This window comes from Rhodococcus sp. NPDC049939, assembly GCF_040656415.1.
In the GTDB taxonomy this organism is placed as follows: Bacteria; Actinomycetota; Actinomycetes; order Mycobacteriales; family Mycobacteriaceae; genus Rhodococcus_F.
In genome coordinates, this window is sequence record NZ_JBFAMC010000008.1 from 42,844 (window position 1) to 59,379 (window position 16,536).

Below are 16,536 nucleotides of genomic sequence, written 5' to 3' on the forward strand. Positions count from 1 at the left end.
GGAGGAATTCGGTGCTGTTTTCTCAGTCGCCCGGTCCACAGGGTCTGTACGACCCGGATCAGGAAGCCGATTCGTGCGGTGTCGCCATGGTGGCGGACGTACACGGTCGTCGCTCGCATTCCATTGTCTCCGACGCGCTCCTCGCGCTGGAGAATCTCGATCACCGTGGTGCGGCGGGCTCGGAGCCGAACAGCGGAGATGGTGCCGGTATCCTGCTCCAACTCCCCACCGAGTTCTTCGGTGATGTCGTCGAGTTCGGGTTACCCGATCCAGCCGAGGACGGAACCAGCACTTATGCGGCAGGAATTTGCTTCCTGCCGCGAGGATCACGGGGGCGCGCGATTGCCCAGCGGCGCGTGTCCGATCTCGCCGCCGACGAGGGCTTGGAGGTTCTCGGATGGCGCGAGGTTCCCGTCGACCCGGATGGTGCGAATCTCGGGGCTGCGGCGCGTGATTGCGCGCCGCATATGAGTCTGGTGTTCGTGGCTGCGCCGGCGGTTCGAGGAGTCCGCCCGAGTGGGCTCGCGCTCGACCGCCTGGTTTATCCGCTTCGCAAGCGCGCAGAGCGGGCAACCCCCGAGGTCGAGGCCGACGGAACCGGTATGTACTTCGCGTCGCTGTCGAGCAGGACGATGGTCTATAAAGGGATGCTGACCACATCCCAGCTCTCGCAATACTTTCCGGATCTACGCGATCCACGGACCGTGAGCGCGATCGCGGTAGTGCACAGCAGGTTCTCGACCAATACCTTTCCCTCCTGGCCGCTGGCGCATCCGTTTCGCTACGTCGCGCACAACGGAGAAATCAACACCGTGCAGGGCAATCGGAATCGCATGCGGGCGCGGGAGGCCCTGTTGTCGAGTTCGGTGATTCCGGGTGACCTCGAGCGCCTGTATCCCATCTGCACTTCGGGAGCCTCGGATTCGGCGTCGTTCGATGAGGTCCTCGAGTTGCTGCACCTCGCAGGGCGCAGCGTGCCGCACGTCTTGATGATGATGATTCCTGAGGCGTGGGAGAACGACCGGCAGATGTGCCCCCATTTGCGGTCGTTCTACCGATTCCACGCCTCGCTCATGGAGCCGTGGGACGGGCCGGCGTGTGTCACCTTCACCGATGGCACCGTCGTAGGCGCCGTGCTGGACCGCAACGGTCTGCGTCCTGGCCGTTGGTGTCAGACCGTAGACGGTCGGGTGATACTCGCCAGCGAAAGCGGAGTGCTCGACGTGCCGCAGGCCGAGATCGTGGCGAAAGGACGACTGGAGCCCGGGCGAATGTTTCTGGTCGACACGTCAGAGGGGCGGGTCGTACCCGACGACGAAGTCAAGGCCCGGTTGGCTTCGGAGCAACCGTACGAGGAATGGCTGTATGCGGGTCTGCTCGAACTCAAGGCATTGCCCGCGCGCCCACACGTCCAGCACAATCACGAGTCCGTGGTGCGACGCCAGGTGGCGTTCGGATACACCGAGGAGGAACTGCGCGTCCTGCTCGGGCCGATGGCGACATCCGGCGGCGAACCTCTCGGCTCGATGGGAACGGATACGCCGATCGCTGTCATGTCGCAGCGCTCACGGCTGCTGTACGACTACTTCATCGAACTTTTCGCGCAAGTCACCAACCCTCCACTGGACGCTATCCGTGAGGACATCGTGACATCGATGTCCCGGGTCATGGGCCCGGAGCAGAATCTGCTGGAGCCGACAGCGGCGTCTTGTCGGCAGATCGTGCTCCCGTGGCCGGTACTCGACAACGAAGAACTCAACAAGATCATCAACGTCAACGAGGACGGCAACCATCCAGGCCTCGCGGCGACGGTTTTGCGCGCACTGTACGACGTCGGACGTGGGGGTGCGGGGCTCGCCGAGGCGATCGAGGAGTTGCGTGCGACGGCGAGCGCCGCGATCGCGGACGGATATCGGACTTTGGTGATCTCGGATCGGGACTCGGACCACACCAGAGCCCCCATCCCGTCGTTGCTGGCGGTCGCAGCGGTGCATCACCATCTCGTGCGCACCAAGGAGCGCACCAAGGTCGCTTTGGTGGTCGAGTCCGGCGACGCACGGGAGGTACACCACATCGCACTGCTGATCGGGTACGGCGCCGCAGCCGTCAACCCATACCTCGCAATGGAGTCCATAGACGATCTCGTGTCCGAGGGCGAGCTTTCCGGTGTCGCGCACGCTATCGCTGTGAGGAACTACCTCACCGCGCTGGGTAAGGGTGTTCTCAAGGTGATGTCGAAGATGGGCATCTCTACAGTCGGCTCGTACACCGCAGCGCAGGTGTTCGAGGCGATCGGGTTGGACCGTGACCTCGTTGGCGAGTACTTCACAGGAACGGTCAGCAAACTCGGCGGCGCCGGTCTGGATGAGATCGCACATGAGGTGATGCTCCGGCACCGGCAGGCGTATCCGGACAACCGCGCAGGGATCGCTCACCGGCGACTCGAGGATGGTGGCGAATACCAGTACCGCCGGGACGGCGAATTGCACCTGTTCACCCCGGAGACGGTATTCCTGCTGCAGCACGCCACCCGGACCGGTCGGCGCGAGGTGTTCGCCAAGTACAGCGACGAGGTGAATCGGCTTGCGGAGGCCGGTGGTGTGCTGCGCGGTCTGTTCACGTTCCGCGAGGGAGTTCGCCCCCCTGTTCCGCTCGACGAGGTCGAGTCGGCCGAGAAAATCGTCACCCGGTTCAACACCGGCGCGATGAGTTATGGATCCATCTCAGCCGAGACACACGAGACGTTGGCGATCGCGATGAACAATCTCGGTGGTCGCTCCAATTCGGGAGAGGGCGGTGAGAACGTCGACCGCCTCTACGATCGGTCTCGGCGCAGCGAAGTCAAGCAAGTAGCGAGCGGGCGGTTCGGCGTCACCAGTGCTTATTTGGTCAATGCAAGCGACATCCAGATCAAGATTGCGCAGGGGGCCAAGCCGGGTGAAGGCGGCCAGTTGCCGGCATTCAAGGTTTACCCGTGGATTGCGGAGACTCGGCATTCGACGCCTGGAGTCGGGCTGATCTCGCCTCCGCCGCACCACGACATCTACTCGATCGAAGATCTCGCGCAGCTGATCCACGACCTCAAGAACGCCAATGATCAGGCACGCGTCCATGTGAAGTTGGTGAGTTCGGTAGGTGTGGGCACCGTCGCCGCCGGCGTCAGCAAGGCGCACGCCGACGTGGTTCTCATCTCCGGCAACGACGGCGGCACCGGCGCCACTCCGCTCACGTCGATGAAGCACGCCGGAGCGCCGTGGGAAATCGGCTTGGCTGACGCGCAGCAGACGCTCGTACTCAACGGCCTCCGCGACCGGATCACCGTTCAGTGTGACGGCGGTATGCGTACCGCGCGTGACGTCATCGTCGCGACGTTGCTGGGGGCTGAGGAGTTCGGGTTTTCCACCGCGCCGCTGATTGTGGCCGGGTGCGTCATGATGCGCGTCTGCCATCTCGACACCTGCCCTGTGGGTGTGGCAACGCAGAACCCGGAACTACGCAAGCGGTATACCGGCAAACCGGAGTTCGTGGAGGAATTCTTCCGTTTCATCGCCGAGGGCGTGCGGGAGTATCTCGCAGACCTGGGGTTCCGTAGCGTCGACGAGGCAGTCGGACACGCCGAAGTGCTGGAGACCGCGCAAGGGATCGCGCACTGGAAGAACCGAGGCCTCGACCTGACACCGATCTTCGCCGTCGCCAGTGGGCCGGACGGAACAACTCTCCCGCAGCGCCGCAGGATTGTCGACCAGGACCACGGCCTCGACCGTGCTTTGGATCGCACGCTCATCCAACTCGCGGAGGGCGCTCTCGAGGACGCACACGCGGTGGAGATCGAGATGCCTGTGCGCAACGTCAACCGGACAGTCGGCACCCTGCTCGGAGCGGAAGTCACCCGCCGGTACGGCATCGCAGGCCTGCCCGACGACACGATCCGGCTGAGGTTCACGGGGTCGGCAGGGCAGTCGCTGGGGTCGTTCCTGCCGCCGGGTGTCACCATCGACCTCGTAGGCGACGCGAATGACTATGTCGGCAAGGGTCTTTCGGGTGGACGCATCGCCGTCCGGCCCGCCGATGATGTTCTGTTCGTGGCCGAGACCCAGGTGATCGCCGGCAACACGCTGTTGTATGGGGCGACTTCGGGGGAGTTGTATCTCCGAGGACGCGTGGGTGAACGCTTCGCGGTACGTAACTCCGGCGCGTCAGCGGTGGTGGAAGGCGTCGGAGACCACGCGTGCGAGTACATGACGGGTGGGCGTGTGGTGGTCCTGGGACCGACTGGGCGGAACTTGGCGGCGGGAATGTCCGGCGGGATTGCTTACGTCTTGGAACTCGATCCGGCGAACGTGAACCAGGCCATGGTGAAGCTGCTTCAGCTCGACTCCGAGGACCTCGGCTGGCTACGCGATGCAGTTACCCGACACCACCGCTGGACTGGCTCTACGGTGGCAGCGTCGATACTCGCGGACTGGCCCCGGCGCTCCGCCCTGTTCACGAAGGTGATGCCCGTCGACTACGAGCGGGTACTCGAAGCGACCCGGATCGCCAAGGCCGCAGGGCTCGACGTAGACACCGCGATCATGGAGGCGACAGGTGGCTGATCCACGGGGTTTTCTGCGCATCGTCAAGAAGGAGGCGCCCAAGCGTCCCGTCGCCGAACGGGTGAACGACTGGCGCGAGGTGGGCGTGCCCCAGAGTCAAGCGGAGCGTGATGCCGAGGTATCCGAGCAGGCGACGCGATGCATGGATTGCGGAATTCCGTTCTGCCTCTCGGGGAGTGCGGGCTGTCCGTTGGGGAACCTGATTCCGGAGTGGAACGATCTGGTTCGGCGTGGTCGATGGGAGGCAGCGAGCGAGCGACTCCATGCCACCAACAACTTCCCCGAATTCACGGGACGGCTCTGCCCGGCCCCATGTGAGTCGGCATGCGTGCTTGCACTCGCCGACACCCACACCACCGGTAGCGTCACGATCAAGCGGATCGAGCAGACCATTGCGGATGTCGCGTGGGAATCAGGTGCGGTCGAGCCCAAGCCGCCGATGATCGCCACGGGCTACTCGGTGGCGGTGGTCGGGTCCGGTCCCGCGGGCCTCGCCGCAGCACAGCAACTGACTCGCGCGGGGCATGATGTCACCGTCTACGAGCGTGACGACAGGCTCGGGGGACTGCTGCGTTACGGCATCCCGGAATTCAAGATGGACAAGTCGATTCTCGATCAGCGTCTCATGCAGATGCGAGCGGAGGGAACGCACTTCGTCACCGACTGCGAGGTGGGGGTCGATCTCACGGTCGAGCAGCTACGGACGACGTTCGATGCGGTGGTCCTCGCGATCGGCGCCCTGCGGTCGCGGGACATCCCGGCAGTCGAGGGTCGCAAGCTGGATGGGATCCACCTCGCGATGGAACACCTCGTCACCTCGAACAGGGAGTGCGAGGGCGACGGTCCCGCGAAGATCACCGCGAAGGGAAAGCACGTTGTCATCATCGGCGGCGGCGACACAGGCGCCGACTGCCTCGGAACTGCACACCGACAGGGCGCGCTGTCGGTGACGCAGTTGGACTACAACCCTGAGTTGCCGGTTGGCCGGAACGAGTCCGAAACTCCGTGGCCGATGTGGCCGATGGTGCTGCGGACGTCTCCCGCCCACGCCGAGGGTGGTGTACGCCGATATCAGGTTGCTGTTCAACGTTTCCTCGGCGACGAGTACGGCAATGTGCGGTCCATGGTCCTCGCCGAGGTCCGGGTTACCCGTGAGGACGGCAAACGTACGATTACGCCGGTGGGCGAGGAGATCGAGTTGCCTTGCGAACTTGCACTGCTCGCGATCGGGTTCGAAGGTGTCGACCTGGGGCCGCTGCTCGACGACTACGGACTGTCTCCGACCCCGCGGGGAGTCCTCTCGTGTGGACCGGACTGGCAGACCGACGCGCCCGGCGTCTTCGTCTGCGGCGACGCGCATCGGGGTGCATCGCTTGTGGTATGGGCGATCGCCGAGGGCCGGTCCGCGGCACACGCGGTCGATGTGTACCTCACCGGCGCTTCGAACCTGCCTTCACCAGTGCATCCGATGGCGATCCCGCTTGCAGTTCTCTGAAATAGAGAAGGTCGTGTGGGGCGACTAGGCTCGGGGCCGTGAACCGACGCACGAAGATCGTATGCACCCTTGGGCCTGCTACCGCAACCAGTGACCGTATTCGCGAACTGGTCGTAAGCGGCATGGACGTGGCCCGGCTGAACTTCAGCCACGGCGATCACTCCGACCATGAGGAGAACTACAAGCGCGTCCGCGCGGCCTCGGATGAGACGGGGAAGGCGGTAGGTATCCTCGCGGACCTACAGGGTCCGAAGATTCGCCTGGGTCGGTTCGCCGAAGGTCGCACCGTCTGGGCGACGGGCGAACTCGTGCGCATCACGGTCGAAGACTGCGAGGGGACTCACGACCGGGTGTCGACCACCTACAAGCAGCTCGCCGGGGACGCCAGGGCGGGTGATCGGCTTCTGATCGACGACGGCAAGGTGGGTCTCGTCGTCACCGAAGTGGAGGGGAACGACGTCATCTGCCGGGTCACCGAGGGTGGTCCGGTCAGCAACAACAAGGGTTTGTCTCTGCCGGGGATGAACGTATCGGTCCCGGCACTGTCTGAAAAGGACGTCGCCGACCTCGAATTCGCGCTGGAACTCGGTGTCGACTTCATCGCCTTGTCGTTCGTGCGTTCACCGGCCGACATAGAGCTGGTTCACGCTGTCATGGATCGGGTCGGTCGCCGCATCCCGGTCATCGCCAAGCTGGAAAAGCCCGAGGCGATCGACAACCTGGAGGCCATCGTCCTGGCGTTCGATGCGGTGATGGTCGCCCGTGGCGACCTGGGCGTCGAACTGCCACTCGAGCAGGTGCCGTTGGTGCAGAAGCGGGCCATCCAGATCGCCCGCGAGAATGCGAAGCCGGTGATCGTCGCGACACAGATGCTCGAGTCGATGATCGAGAACTCCAGGCCCACCAGGGCAGAGGCGTCAGACGTCGCGAATGCCGTTCTCGACGGTGCCGATGCCGTGATGTTGTCCGGTGAGACTTCGGTCGGCAAGTACGTGATGGAGACCGTGCGGACGATGGCCCGGATCGTCGAGGCTGTGGAGGGGGAGTCGACTCGCGTACCGCCGTTGACGCACGTACCGCGAACAAAGCGTGGCGTGATCTCCTACGCGGCCAGGGACATCGGCGAGCGCCTGGACGCGAAGGCGTTGGTCGCATTCACACAGTCGGGGGACACGGTGCGGCGTCTTGCGCGATTGCACACCCCGCTGCCGTTGCTCGCATTCACCCCGCTGGCAGAGGTGCGGAGTCAGTTGTCACTGACATGGGGAACGGAGACTTTCCTCGTGGATCCGGTCGAAGACACGGACGCAATGGTGCGCCAGGTCGACACCGCGCTTCTCGGACTCGGGCGGTATCAAAAGGGTGAGTTGGTGATAATCGTCGCCGGATCGCCGCCCGGAACCGTAGGCTCAACCAACCTGATCCATGTCCACAGAATCGGCGAAGAGGACCACTAGGTTGAGCGAAGTCGCGGCGAAGACAGATCTGCAGATCCTTCTCGAGCTTCTCGATCTCGACAAGATCGGGGAGGACACCTACAGAGGTCGGCATCCCGCGCAGGTGGGTAACAGGACGTTCGGAGGTCAATTGATCTCCCAGGCGCTCGTCGCCGCCGGGAACACCGTGATCGGTGAGCGCGCTGTGCACGCCGTCAACGCCCACTTCATCCGTGGCGGCGACGTCAAGGAAGACATCGAGTACCGCGTGGAGCGGCACCGTGACGGCCGCGCATTCGCAAACCGGCAGGTCACCGCACTGCAGAACGGTCAGGAACTGTTCGTCATGCTCGCGGCGTTCCAGGACTGGGGGAACGGTCTCGAGCACGCGGTCACGGTGCCGGACGTCCCCTTTCCGGACGCACTACCGCCGCTGGGCGATCACCTGAGGGGCTATGAGGACAGATTGAAGATGTTTGTCGATGCCCTCAAGCCGATCGACATTCGCTACGCGAACGATCCGTCCTGGATCATGAAGGGTACTGGTGAGAAGCTCAGGCACAACCGGGTCTGGATGAAGGCGGATGGCGATCTTCCCGAGGATCCATTGGTGCACGTCGCCGTCATGGGCTACTCCTCGGACACGACGGTTCTCGATTCCATCATCACCACCCACGGATTGTCGTGGGGACTGGACCGGATCGTCGCTGCCACCGTCAACCACTCCATATGGTTCCACCGTCCGTTCCGGTTCGACGAGTGGATGCTCTACGCCACCGAGTCGCCCGTCGCCGCGGGTTCACGTGGGCTGGCCACGGGACGATTTTTCTCCCTCGAAGGCCAGTTGCTCGCTACCGTCGTTCAGGAAGGCCTGATACGCCATTTCCCTCGCAGGAATGGTGCTCAAGCGATTTCCGTGGCGGCCAACTGTGTTGAACGCTAGTTGGCGCCGGCAGTGGAGACTTCGAAGGATCTAGGCTTCGACTTCGCTATTTGTTGTTGTGAGTTTCACCTCGCCAAGGGGGACGTAGGTAATGGACTGGAATAACGTTGTCTGGGACAGCTTGATGTGGCTGTTGCAGGCATACATCATGACCGTCGCGGCGTTCGCCGTGGTGGTCGTCCTTCTTGCCAGGTTCACGAATTGGGGCAGGCAGTTCTGGCGCTTCGCCGCGCCGTACTTCAACCCCCGGCGCAGCCTCAAGCCGCTGTCGATCCTCGCGGTGTTGATGCTGTCAACCGTGTTCGCCGTGCGGGTAACCGTGCTGTTCTCGTACTGGTACAACGACTTCTACGATTCGATCCAGAATCTGGACGAGTCGGCGTTCTGGCGCTTCCTGGGCGTCTTCGCGATCTTGGCGACGGTTCACGTCTCGCGCGCGTTGATCGAATTCCTGATCGGGCAAACGCTCGACGTCAACTGGCGGACCTGGCTCAATCACCACCTCGTCGATGGCTGGCTCGATGGTCGCGCGTACTACCGCGACCGGTTCTTGGACGACGCGATCGATAATCCCGACCAGCGCATTCAGGCCGACATCACCAACTTCGTCACGACGTCGCGAACGTTGTCGATGGGCGCTGTCACAGCGGTGCTGTCGATCGTCTCCTTCACAGGAATCCTGTGGGACCTGTCCGGCCCGATGACGGTGTTCGGTGTCGAGATTTCACGGGCAATGATCTTCCTGGTCTACATCTACGTGCTGGTGACCACAGCAGTGGCGTTCTGGATCGGCCGGCCCCTCATCAAGCTGAACTTCCTCAACGAGAAGCTTGGTGCAAACTTTCGCTACGCACTGATTCGGGTGAAGGAGTACGGCGAGAGCATCGCCTTCTATCGCGGCGAGAACGTCGAGCGCCGCACCTTGGCGGTCCGGTTCGCCGCAGTCATCCGCAACTGGTGGCAAATCGTCTTCCGAACGCTGAAGTTCAGTGGTTGGAACCTCAGCGTCAACCAGACGGCGGTCATCTTCCCGTTTCTCGTGCAGGGTCCGCGCCTGTTTGCAGGTCAGGTATCGCTCGGTGACGTCATGCAGACCTCGCAGGCCTTCGGGCAGGTCCACGACTCTCTGTCGTTCTTCCGTGAGTCGTATGACGATTTCGCGAGTTTCCGCGCCACTCTCATCCGGCTCAACGGACTCGCCAACGACAACCTGCATGCTGCCGAACTTCCTGTTCTGAGGACCGCAAAAGGGGGTGACGACCTCGAGATCGCAGCGCTGGACGTCCGCGTCCCGTCGGGTGAAACGCTTATCGAAGGACTCGACCTCGTCGTGAAACCTGGCGAGTCGCTACTTGTAAGCGGGCCTTCAGGGTCGGGCAAGACCACGTTGCTACGAACTCTTGCGGACTTGTGGCCCTACTCCGACGGCACGGTGTCGCGGCCCGCGGGGGAGGCGATCTTCCTCTCCCAACGCGCATACCTGCCTCTCGGTACGCTACGGACCGCACTGGCGTACCCGAAAGAACCGAAGGCGGAGGACTCCGCTGTCAGAGACGCGCTGGTGAAAGTGTCCCTTGGCAATCTGGCCGACCGACTCGACGAAGTTGCGGACTGGAGCAGAATCCTGTCACCGGGTGAGCAGCAGCGTTTGGCGTTCGCCCGCGTATTGATCGCCCGTCCCGCAGTGATCTTCCTGGATGAGGCCACATCAGCGATCGATGAGGGACTCGAACACACGCTCTACACACTGCTCGGGACTGAACTTCCGGGCAGTATCGTGCTGAGCGTCGGTCATCGCAGCACGCTGAATCAATTCCACACGCGAAGGGTCGAACTCGAGGGGGAGGGGCGGTGGACCGAGTCGGAACTCGTGGGATGACGGTGAACCGGCTTCCGACGTTACGGCGACTTGCGATATGACTTGGCGAGTTCGTCGGTCCGATCCCACAGTGACCAATCAACTGTACGGCCGTCGAGCCGGGCTTCGATGACTTCGAGTCCGGCGTGCCACCCCGCGGCGTGTGCGTATGCGGACTCTTCCTCTTCTACGGTGTGGGTGAGGGTCAGCCAGCAACCGCCGGTTCCGTCCGGAACGAGTTCCCAGTGCAGTGTCTCGGCATCCCAGAGGTATTCGAGTATGTGGGCAGGGTGAACTGAGATGACCGTGCCGGTTGTGCTGTGGTCTGCGGGTAGGCCGAATCTGCGGACCTGCTCCGGGGTTACCCGGAAGACCAGTTCGGCGCCCGGAGTGAGGTCGAACTCGACGTCGGCGGGGAACCATGCCTTCAGGAAGTCCGGATCAGTGAGAACGCCCCACACCTTCTCCGGCGAGTGCGCCAACGATTGCTCGAATCGGAGTGCTACACGGCCGTCGTAGGTGAAACTGACGGTGCCCGGATTCATTTGTGACCTCCATACCTGAGGGCATGCCTGTGTGATCATCCTACTGGCAGGACCACACAGAACCCCAGACGCGAGCACAAAGAACCGCCGCTAGCTGCGGCTCTTCACTTGTGGTCGGCGACGTTGACGCCGAGCTACGAACACCGTCGTGACCGAACCGCCGATCGCCACGAGCAGGGCGGCGACCGCGACGCCGAGGTAGCGCCACTCGGACGCCTCGCTGTACATGAAAGTGTCCGCCCAGTCCAAACCGAGGCGAACGACGACCGCACCGAGCGCCCAGCTCAGTAGGCAACCGACGACGACCTGGACGCGATGCACACCCGGCGAAAGACGCAACGTCAAGCGTCCGGTGAGAGAATTGCTCGCCTTCGCGCGAGACGACGGCGGCGAGCGATCAGACGGGTGCCGACGAGCCCGTGCCGCGGGCTGAAGAGGTAGACCACCGCGAAGGCGATTCCTTGGGCCAGAACGACCATGCCGCCTGATGCGGTGTCGAGGTGGTAACTCGCGTACAAACCCACCACCGAACACACGGCCGCCAGGAGGGGCGCTATGACGAGCATGCGCCCGAACCGATCGGTAAGCAGGTAGGCGGTGGCGCCGGGGATGATCAGCATCGCGACGATCAACACGACACCGACCGCCTGCAGTGCGACGACTGCGGTCAGCGCGAGCAGGCCGAGCAGCGTCGCCCCGAGCAGGCGTGGACTCAGGCCGATCGCGTGGGCGTGTGTCGGATCGAATGCGTACAGCGTGAAGTCCCGCCGTTTGAGTGTCAACGCTGCGAAGACGATGGCGGCGAGAATCGCCACCTGGATCAGGTCCGAGCGGGAAACACCGAGCAGGTTTCCGAAGATGATGTGGTTCAGGTCGGTCTGGCTGGGGGTGACCGAGATCAATACGAGGCCGAGTGCGAACAGGGTCGTGAACACGATGCCGATCGCCGCGTCCTCTTTCACACGACTGGTGCTGTGGACGGCGCCGATCAGCGCGACTGCCAGTAATCCGAAGATCACCGCCCCGAGCGCGAACGGTGCGCCCGCGATGTAGGCGAGCACCACCCCGGGCAGTACGGCGTGCGAGACGGCGTCGCCCATCAGGGACCACCCGATTAGCACCAGCCAGCAGGAAAGCATTGCGCACACGACCGCCGCGATCACAGTGGTGGCGAGCGCTCGGACCATGAACTCGTAACGTAGAGGATCGAGAAAGAAGTCGACGACACTCATCGGTGGCTCCGATCGGGTTCCATGACGTCCAGTCCGAAGGCGCGTGCGAGATTCTCCGGCAACAGGACCTCGTCGCAGCTGCCGTGCATCAGCACCGTACGCATCAGCAGGACCGCCTCGTCGGCGAGCTGCGGCAGGGCATGCAGGTCGTGGGTGGACACCAGGACGGTGGCGCCGCCGGCCGCCATTTCGCGCAGCAAGCGGGTGATCGTTGCCTCGCTGCGTTTGTCGACCCCGGCGAACGGTTCGTCCAGCAACAATATGGTGGCGCCCTGCGCGATGCCACGAGCGACGAACGCGCGCTTCTTCTGTCCGCCCGAAAGTTGCCCGATCTGGCGGTCCGCCAGATCGGTCAATGCCACGCGTTCGAGCGCGCGCTCGACGGCGTCGCGATCCGCCCGGCGCGGCCGGCGCGTGAACCCCATCCGCCCGTACCTGCCCATCATCACCACATCCCGCACCGTCAGTGGGAAGGACCAGTCCACGTCCTCACTCTGGGGGACGTAGCCGATCGCACCGGATCCGCGTGCCCACGAGGGGGATCGACCGTCGATGGACACGCTTCCGGTATCTGGCTCGACCAGTCCCATGATGGTCTTGAACAGCGTCGACTTGCCGGAACCGTTCATGCCGATCAGGCCGCACACGCGGCCGTGCGCGACCGTCAGGGAGACATCCTTTAATGCGAGGACCTCGCCGTAGTGGACGGTGACATCCTGTACGTGGATCGCATCTGTCACTGCCGTCGCCCTCCGTTCAGCCCCGTGATGATGGTCTCTGCGTCGTGACGGATCAGATCCAGGTACGTCGGGACGGGCCCACCCGGCTCCGAGAGCGAGTCGACGTAGAGAGTGCCGCCGAACTCTGCTTCAGTGGCCGAAACGACCTGCTGCATCGGCGCATCCGACACTGTCGACTCGCAGAAGACGGCCGGAACCTGTTGCGTCCGAACGAACTCGATCGCTGACGCGATCTGCCTCGGTGTGGCCTGCTGCTCGGCATTGACCGCCCAGATGTACTTCTCGGTCAGCCCGGCGTCGCGAGCCAGGTATGAGAATGCGCCCTCGCAGGTCACCAGTGCGCGCTCGTTGGGCGGCAATGCACTGAGTTCGGTGACGAGGTCGTCTTGCACCTGCTGCAACTGCATCTTGTACGCGTCGCCGTTCGCCTTGTAGGCCGACGCATTCTCCGGGTCGAGGTCGCTGAATGCGGTCACCATGTTGTCGACATAGGTCTGCACGTTGATCGGGGACATCCACGCGTGTGGATTGGGCAGCCCCGCGTAGGCATCCTCGGTGATGCCAACCGGCTCGATGCCGTCGCTCACGACGATGTGTGGAACGTCGAGGCCTTCGACGAATCGCGCGAACCATGCCTCCAGGTTCAGCCCGTTGTCGAGGATCAGATCGGCCCGAGACGCCTTCTTGATGTCACCGGGTGTGGGCTCGTAGCCGTGAATCTCGGCCCCCACCTTAGTGATCGACTCGACTTGCAGATGCTCTCCGGCTACGTTGCCTGCGATGTCGGCCAAGACCGTGAACGTGGTGAGCACGACCGGCTTGTCTGCCTCACCGCCGTCGTCCGCGATCGAACAAGCAGAAATCGACAGTCCCACGGCGGCGAGCAGCGCGACTATCGACACCCGAGGCTTACGTCCCCGCACGGCAAAGTTGGGCATCCCGAAATTGTATTGTCCGGAAAGGCGAACTATCAAATGGGGTACTTCGGTCAGCGTTGCGCGCGACGCCGTCGTTGAGACATTCTCACGGATGACGGGCAGCAGCCCTTTCGAGAGACGGTCGGATCAGTCGGTGTAGCACGTGGCCAGGTGTCACCGATCTCGGGATTCGAGAACCGGGCGGACAGCGATTCGATCGACTCGTCAGCGGTGACCGGCGTGACCGGCCGACCATCGAGTGGGGAGGGGGTGGCGCAGCGGCGGTTGTGCACCGCCGGATAGATAGACGAACCCCTGAACAGGGAGACGATGGTGCCCTCGGTGAGACTCGAACTCACACTGTACGGGTTTTGAATCCGTTTCCTCTGCCAATTGGGATACGAGGGCCTGTTCGCGCTGTACCACTGTAGAAGATCGTCACGGAGAGTCAACCACCGGTACCCTCCTCACGGTCGCTCCCCGCGTCAAGGTCGTTTCAGCAGAGGAGAATAGTGCCATGAATGCTCCCCAGCAGTCTCAGGTGTCGTCGAGGACGAGACGGGTCGTGGTGGCTGAAGACGAGGCGCTGATCCGGCTCGATCTGGTGGAGATGCTGCAGGAAGAGGGCTACGAGGTCGTCGGTGAGGCGGGGGATGGGCAGGTCGCCGTCGATTTGGCCGTCGAACTGAGGCCCGACTTGGTGATCATGGACGTGAAGATGCCTCGTCGCGACGGAATTGACGCCGCCTCGGAGATCGCCGCGAAACGCATTGCGCCCGTGGTTATTCTCACAGCGTTCAGCCAACGCGAACTCGTGGAGCGGGCTAGAGACGCAGGTGCGATGGCCTATCTCGTCAAACCGTTCTCTGCCACCGACCTGATCCCAGCGGTCGAGTTGGCCGCCAGTCGGTTCAAAGAAGTCGCCGCGCTCGAGCGTGAGATCTCGGATCTGACCGAGCGATTGGAGACCCGCAAGGTCATCGACCGCGCCAAGGGCGTGCTGATGGAGAAGCAATCACTGACCGAACCTGAGGCGTTCCGCTGGATCCAGCGGGCGGCGATGGACCGTCGCTCGACCATGAAGGCCGTCGCTCAGGTGGTACTCGAGACTCTAGGTGGGGAAGCGCTGAGTTGATGCCGGCGCGCTCGAGTCGGAACACCAAGCGGTGGACGAGCCGTGCGAGTTCTCATTGTTTGCCCGGAACCTGGCGAGGGGTTGGACGGGCTCGCAGGGGGCTTTCATGTGACGTCGGTGTTAATGCTGGGGCCGTTCAGGTCACAGTAAGGTCACGAGCCGGTTCGGACGGATCGCGAATGCTGTTGGACCGCTACCGTCTGATCCGATGACGGACGCAGATTCAGTTGGCGTCCGTCCGTGTATATGTGATCTAAGGAGATTCTGGATGGCAAAACAGACCTTCGTGCGGACGGCCGCGGTTCTCGGTGCGGCATCTCTCGCGCTCGCAGGCTGCAGTTCGAGCGGTGGCGACGCCGCGGCGAGCGAAACCGACAGTTCCGGCCCGGGCGCCACGGTTTCGACCGACTGCATGCCCGAAGTAGCGACGGCATCAGACGTTCCGTCTAACGGGCCACTGAAAATAGGCACCCTGCTTCCGAATACGGGCAGCCTGTCCTTCCTGGGCCCGCCGATGGTGGCAGGCACCCAGTTGGGCGTCAACGATGTCAACGCTGCCGGTGGGGTCCTCGACCAACCGGTCGAACTGATCCCCGGCGACTCGGGTGACACCACCACCGATACGGCGAACGTCACCGTGGACCGGGAACTCGCTGCGGGCACGCAGGTGATCATCGGTGCAGCGTCGTCGTCGGTGTCCCTCAAGGTCATCGACAAGGTGACCAGCGCGGGTGTCGTAATGTTCTCCCCGGCCAACACGTCCGATCAGTTCGTGTGCTACGAGGACGGCGGGCTCTACTTCCGCACCGCCCCGACTGACGTGCTGCAGGCGCAGGCTGTCTCACAGCTCATTTCGGATGACGGAGGCCAGCGTGTGTCGATCCTGGCGCTCAACGATCCGTACGGCACCGGGCTTGCCGAAAACCTGGTGCAGAACCTCGTGGACGCCGGCATCCCCGAAGATCAGATCGAGAAGATCATCTACGACCCCAATGCGCAGTCGTTCAACTCCGAGGTCGACCAGGTCAAGGATTTCGGACCGGACTCCGTCGCCGTAATCGGATTCGAGGAGTCGGCGAAGATCATCGACCGCATGCATTCGGTGGGCATTGGGCCGTCCGACGGCATGATGGTCTACGGCGTGGACGGCAACATGGGCAACGCGCTCGGCGAGAACGTGGCGCCACCGCTGCTGGAGGGCATGAAGGGCACCACACCCATGACCTACCTCGGCGAGTCGTTCGAGAATCGCCTCATGGACGTCGACCCTGAATTGATCGACTTCAACTATGCCGCCGAATCCTATGATGCGGTGATCGTTTCCGCGCTCGCGGCGGAGGCCGCGAAATCGACGGCGGGCACGGACATCGCCGCCAACATCAACGCGGTCACCGAGGGTGGCACCCCCTGCGCCTCATACGAGGAATGCCTCCCGCTGGTTCGTGACGGTCAGGACATCGACTACGACGGCATCACCGGCAAGCTCGACTTCAGTGCCGCCGGAGAGCCGTCGATCGGTTCCTACGCCAAGCTGCAGTTCGGTGCAGACAACAAGCTGACAACACCGACGGAGGACGATTTCATCATCGTCGGCGGTTGATCTCCCGCTCGCGGGTGACCAGGGTCCCTGGTCACCCGCG

12 protein-coding genes and 1 tRNA gene are annotated in these 16,536 nt (G+C 63.3%); 7 read left to right on the forward strand and 6 right to left on the reverse strand.

Annotation, left to right across the window (positions count from 1 at the left end):
* Positions 1-11: 11 nt before the first annotated feature.
* The 5 genes from gltB (at position 12) to AB0I57_RS19660 (ending at position 10,348) form a co-directional block, all read left to right on the forward strand.
* The gene (gltB, locus tag AB0I57_RS19640; RefSeq protein WP_358339114.1) at positions 12-4,595 is read left to right on the forward strand and encodes a glutamate synthase large subunit; all 4,584 of its coding nucleotides are present in this window, start codon (positions 12-14) and stop codon (positions 4,593-4,595) included.
* On the forward strand, positions 4,588-6,090 hold the full coding sequence (locus tag AB0I57_RS19645; RefSeq protein ID WP_358339117.1) for a glutamate synthase subunit beta: 1,503 nt from the start codon (positions 4,588-4,590) through the stop codon (positions 6,088-6,090). Before gltB ends, AB0I57_RS19645 begins: the two co-directional genes overlap by 8 nt.
* A 38-nt stretch (positions 6,091-6,128) precedes the next feature.
* On the forward strand, positions 6,129-7,547 hold the full coding sequence (gene pyk, locus AB0I57_RS19650) for a pyruvate kinase (protein WP_358339120.1): 1,419 nt from the start codon (positions 6,129-6,131) through the stop codon (positions 7,545-7,547).
* A gap of 1 nt (position 7,548) precedes the next feature.
* A complete protein-coding gene (locus AB0I57_RS19655) occupies positions 7,549-8,469 on the forward strand; it encodes an acyl-CoA thioesterase II (protein ID WP_358339122.1) in 921 nt (306 codons plus the stop codon).
* A gap of 91 nt (positions 8,470-8,560) precedes the next feature.
* The gene (locus tag AB0I57_RS19660; RefSeq protein WP_358339124.1) at positions 8,561-10,348 is read left to right on the forward strand and encodes an ABC transporter ATP-binding protein/permease; all 1,788 of its coding nucleotides are present in this window, start codon (positions 8,561-8,563) and stop codon (positions 10,346-10,348) included.
* A 20-nt stretch (positions 10,349-10,368) separates the two neighbouring features.
* On the opposite strand, the gene AB0I57_RS19665 is transcribed toward AB0I57_RS19660, so the two are convergent.
* From AB0I57_RS19665 to AB0I57_RS19690, 6 genes are all read right to left on the reverse strand, one after another.
* Positions 10,369-10,872: an SRPBCC domain-containing protein gene (locus tag AB0I57_RS19665; RefSeq protein ID WP_358339127.1), complete on the reverse strand. Its 504-nt coding sequence runs from the start codon at positions 10,870-10,872 to the stop codon at positions 10,369-10,371.
* A gap of 90 nt (positions 10,873-10,962) precedes the next feature.
* Entirely contained in the window at positions 10,963-11,217 is a 255-nt protein-coding gene (locus tag AB0I57_RS19670) for a hypothetical protein (RefSeq protein ID WP_358339129.1), read from the reverse strand.
* Positions 11,214-12,104 (reverse strand): metal ABC transporter permease, encoded by an 891-nt coding sequence (locus AB0I57_RS19675; RefSeq protein WP_358339132.1) that lies wholly within the window; start codon positions 12,102-12,104, stop codon positions 11,214-11,216. The genes AB0I57_RS19670 and AB0I57_RS19675 overlap by 4 nt, the downstream gene beginning before the upstream one ends.
* Complete coding sequence (locus tag AB0I57_RS19680) at positions 12,101-12,844, reverse strand: metal ABC transporter ATP-binding protein (RefSeq protein ID WP_358339134.1); 744 nt, start codon at positions 12,842-12,844, stop codon at positions 12,101-12,103. The genes AB0I57_RS19675 and AB0I57_RS19680 overlap by 4 nt, the downstream gene beginning before the upstream one ends.
* On the reverse strand, positions 12,841-13,782 hold the full coding sequence (locus AB0I57_RS19685) for a metal ABC transporter substrate-binding protein (RefSeq protein ID WP_358339137.1): 942 nt from the start codon (positions 13,780-13,782) through the stop codon (positions 12,841-12,843). The genes AB0I57_RS19680 and AB0I57_RS19685 overlap by 4 nt, the downstream gene beginning before the upstream one ends.
* A gap of 310 nt (positions 13,783-14,092) precedes the next feature.
* Positions 14,093-14,169 (reverse strand) — tRNA-Leu (locus tag AB0I57_RS19690).
* 109 nt (positions 14,170-14,278) lie between these two features.
* Between AB0I57_RS19690 and AB0I57_RS19695 the strand changes: the two genes are divergently transcribed.
* The gene (locus AB0I57_RS19695) at positions 14,279-14,896 is read left to right on the forward strand and encodes a response regulator (protein WP_358339140.1); all 618 of its coding nucleotides are present in this window, start codon (positions 14,279-14,281) and stop codon (positions 14,894-14,896) included.
* A gap of 268 nt (positions 14,897-15,164) precedes the next feature.
* On the forward strand, positions 15,165-16,496 hold the full coding sequence (locus AB0I57_RS19700) for an ABC transporter substrate-binding protein (RefSeq protein ID WP_358339143.1): 1,332 nt from the start codon (positions 15,165-15,167) through the stop codon (positions 16,494-16,496).
* Positions 16,497-16,536: the final 40 nt, after the last annotated feature.

Bases quoted from the DNA above. Each gene is read 5' to 3' on its own strand.
- AB0I57_RS19675 (WP_358339132.1), bottom strand. From the start codon at position 12,104: ATGAGTGTCGTCGACTTCTTTCTCGATCCTCTACGTTACGAGTTCATG.
- AB0I57_RS19695 (WP_358339140.1), top strand. From the start codon at position 14,279: ATGAATGCTCCCCAGCAGTCTCAGGTGTCGTCGAGGACGAGACGGGTC.
- AB0I57_RS19665 (WP_358339127.1), bottom strand. From the start codon at position 10,872: ATGAATCCGGGCACCGTCAGTTTCACCTACGACGGCCGTGTAGCACTC.
- AB0I57_RS19700 (WP_358339143.1), top strand. From the start codon at position 15,165: ATGGCAAAACAGACCTTCGTGCGGACGGCCGCGGTTCTCGGTGCGGCA.
- AB0I57_RS19660 (WP_358339124.1), top strand. From the start codon at position 8,561: ATGGACTGGAATAACGTTGTCTGGGACAGCTTGATGTGGCTGTTGCAG.
- AB0I57_RS19685 (WP_358339137.1), bottom strand. From the start codon at position 13,782: ATGCCCAACTTTGCCGTGCGGGGACGTAAGCCTCGGGTGTCGATAGTC.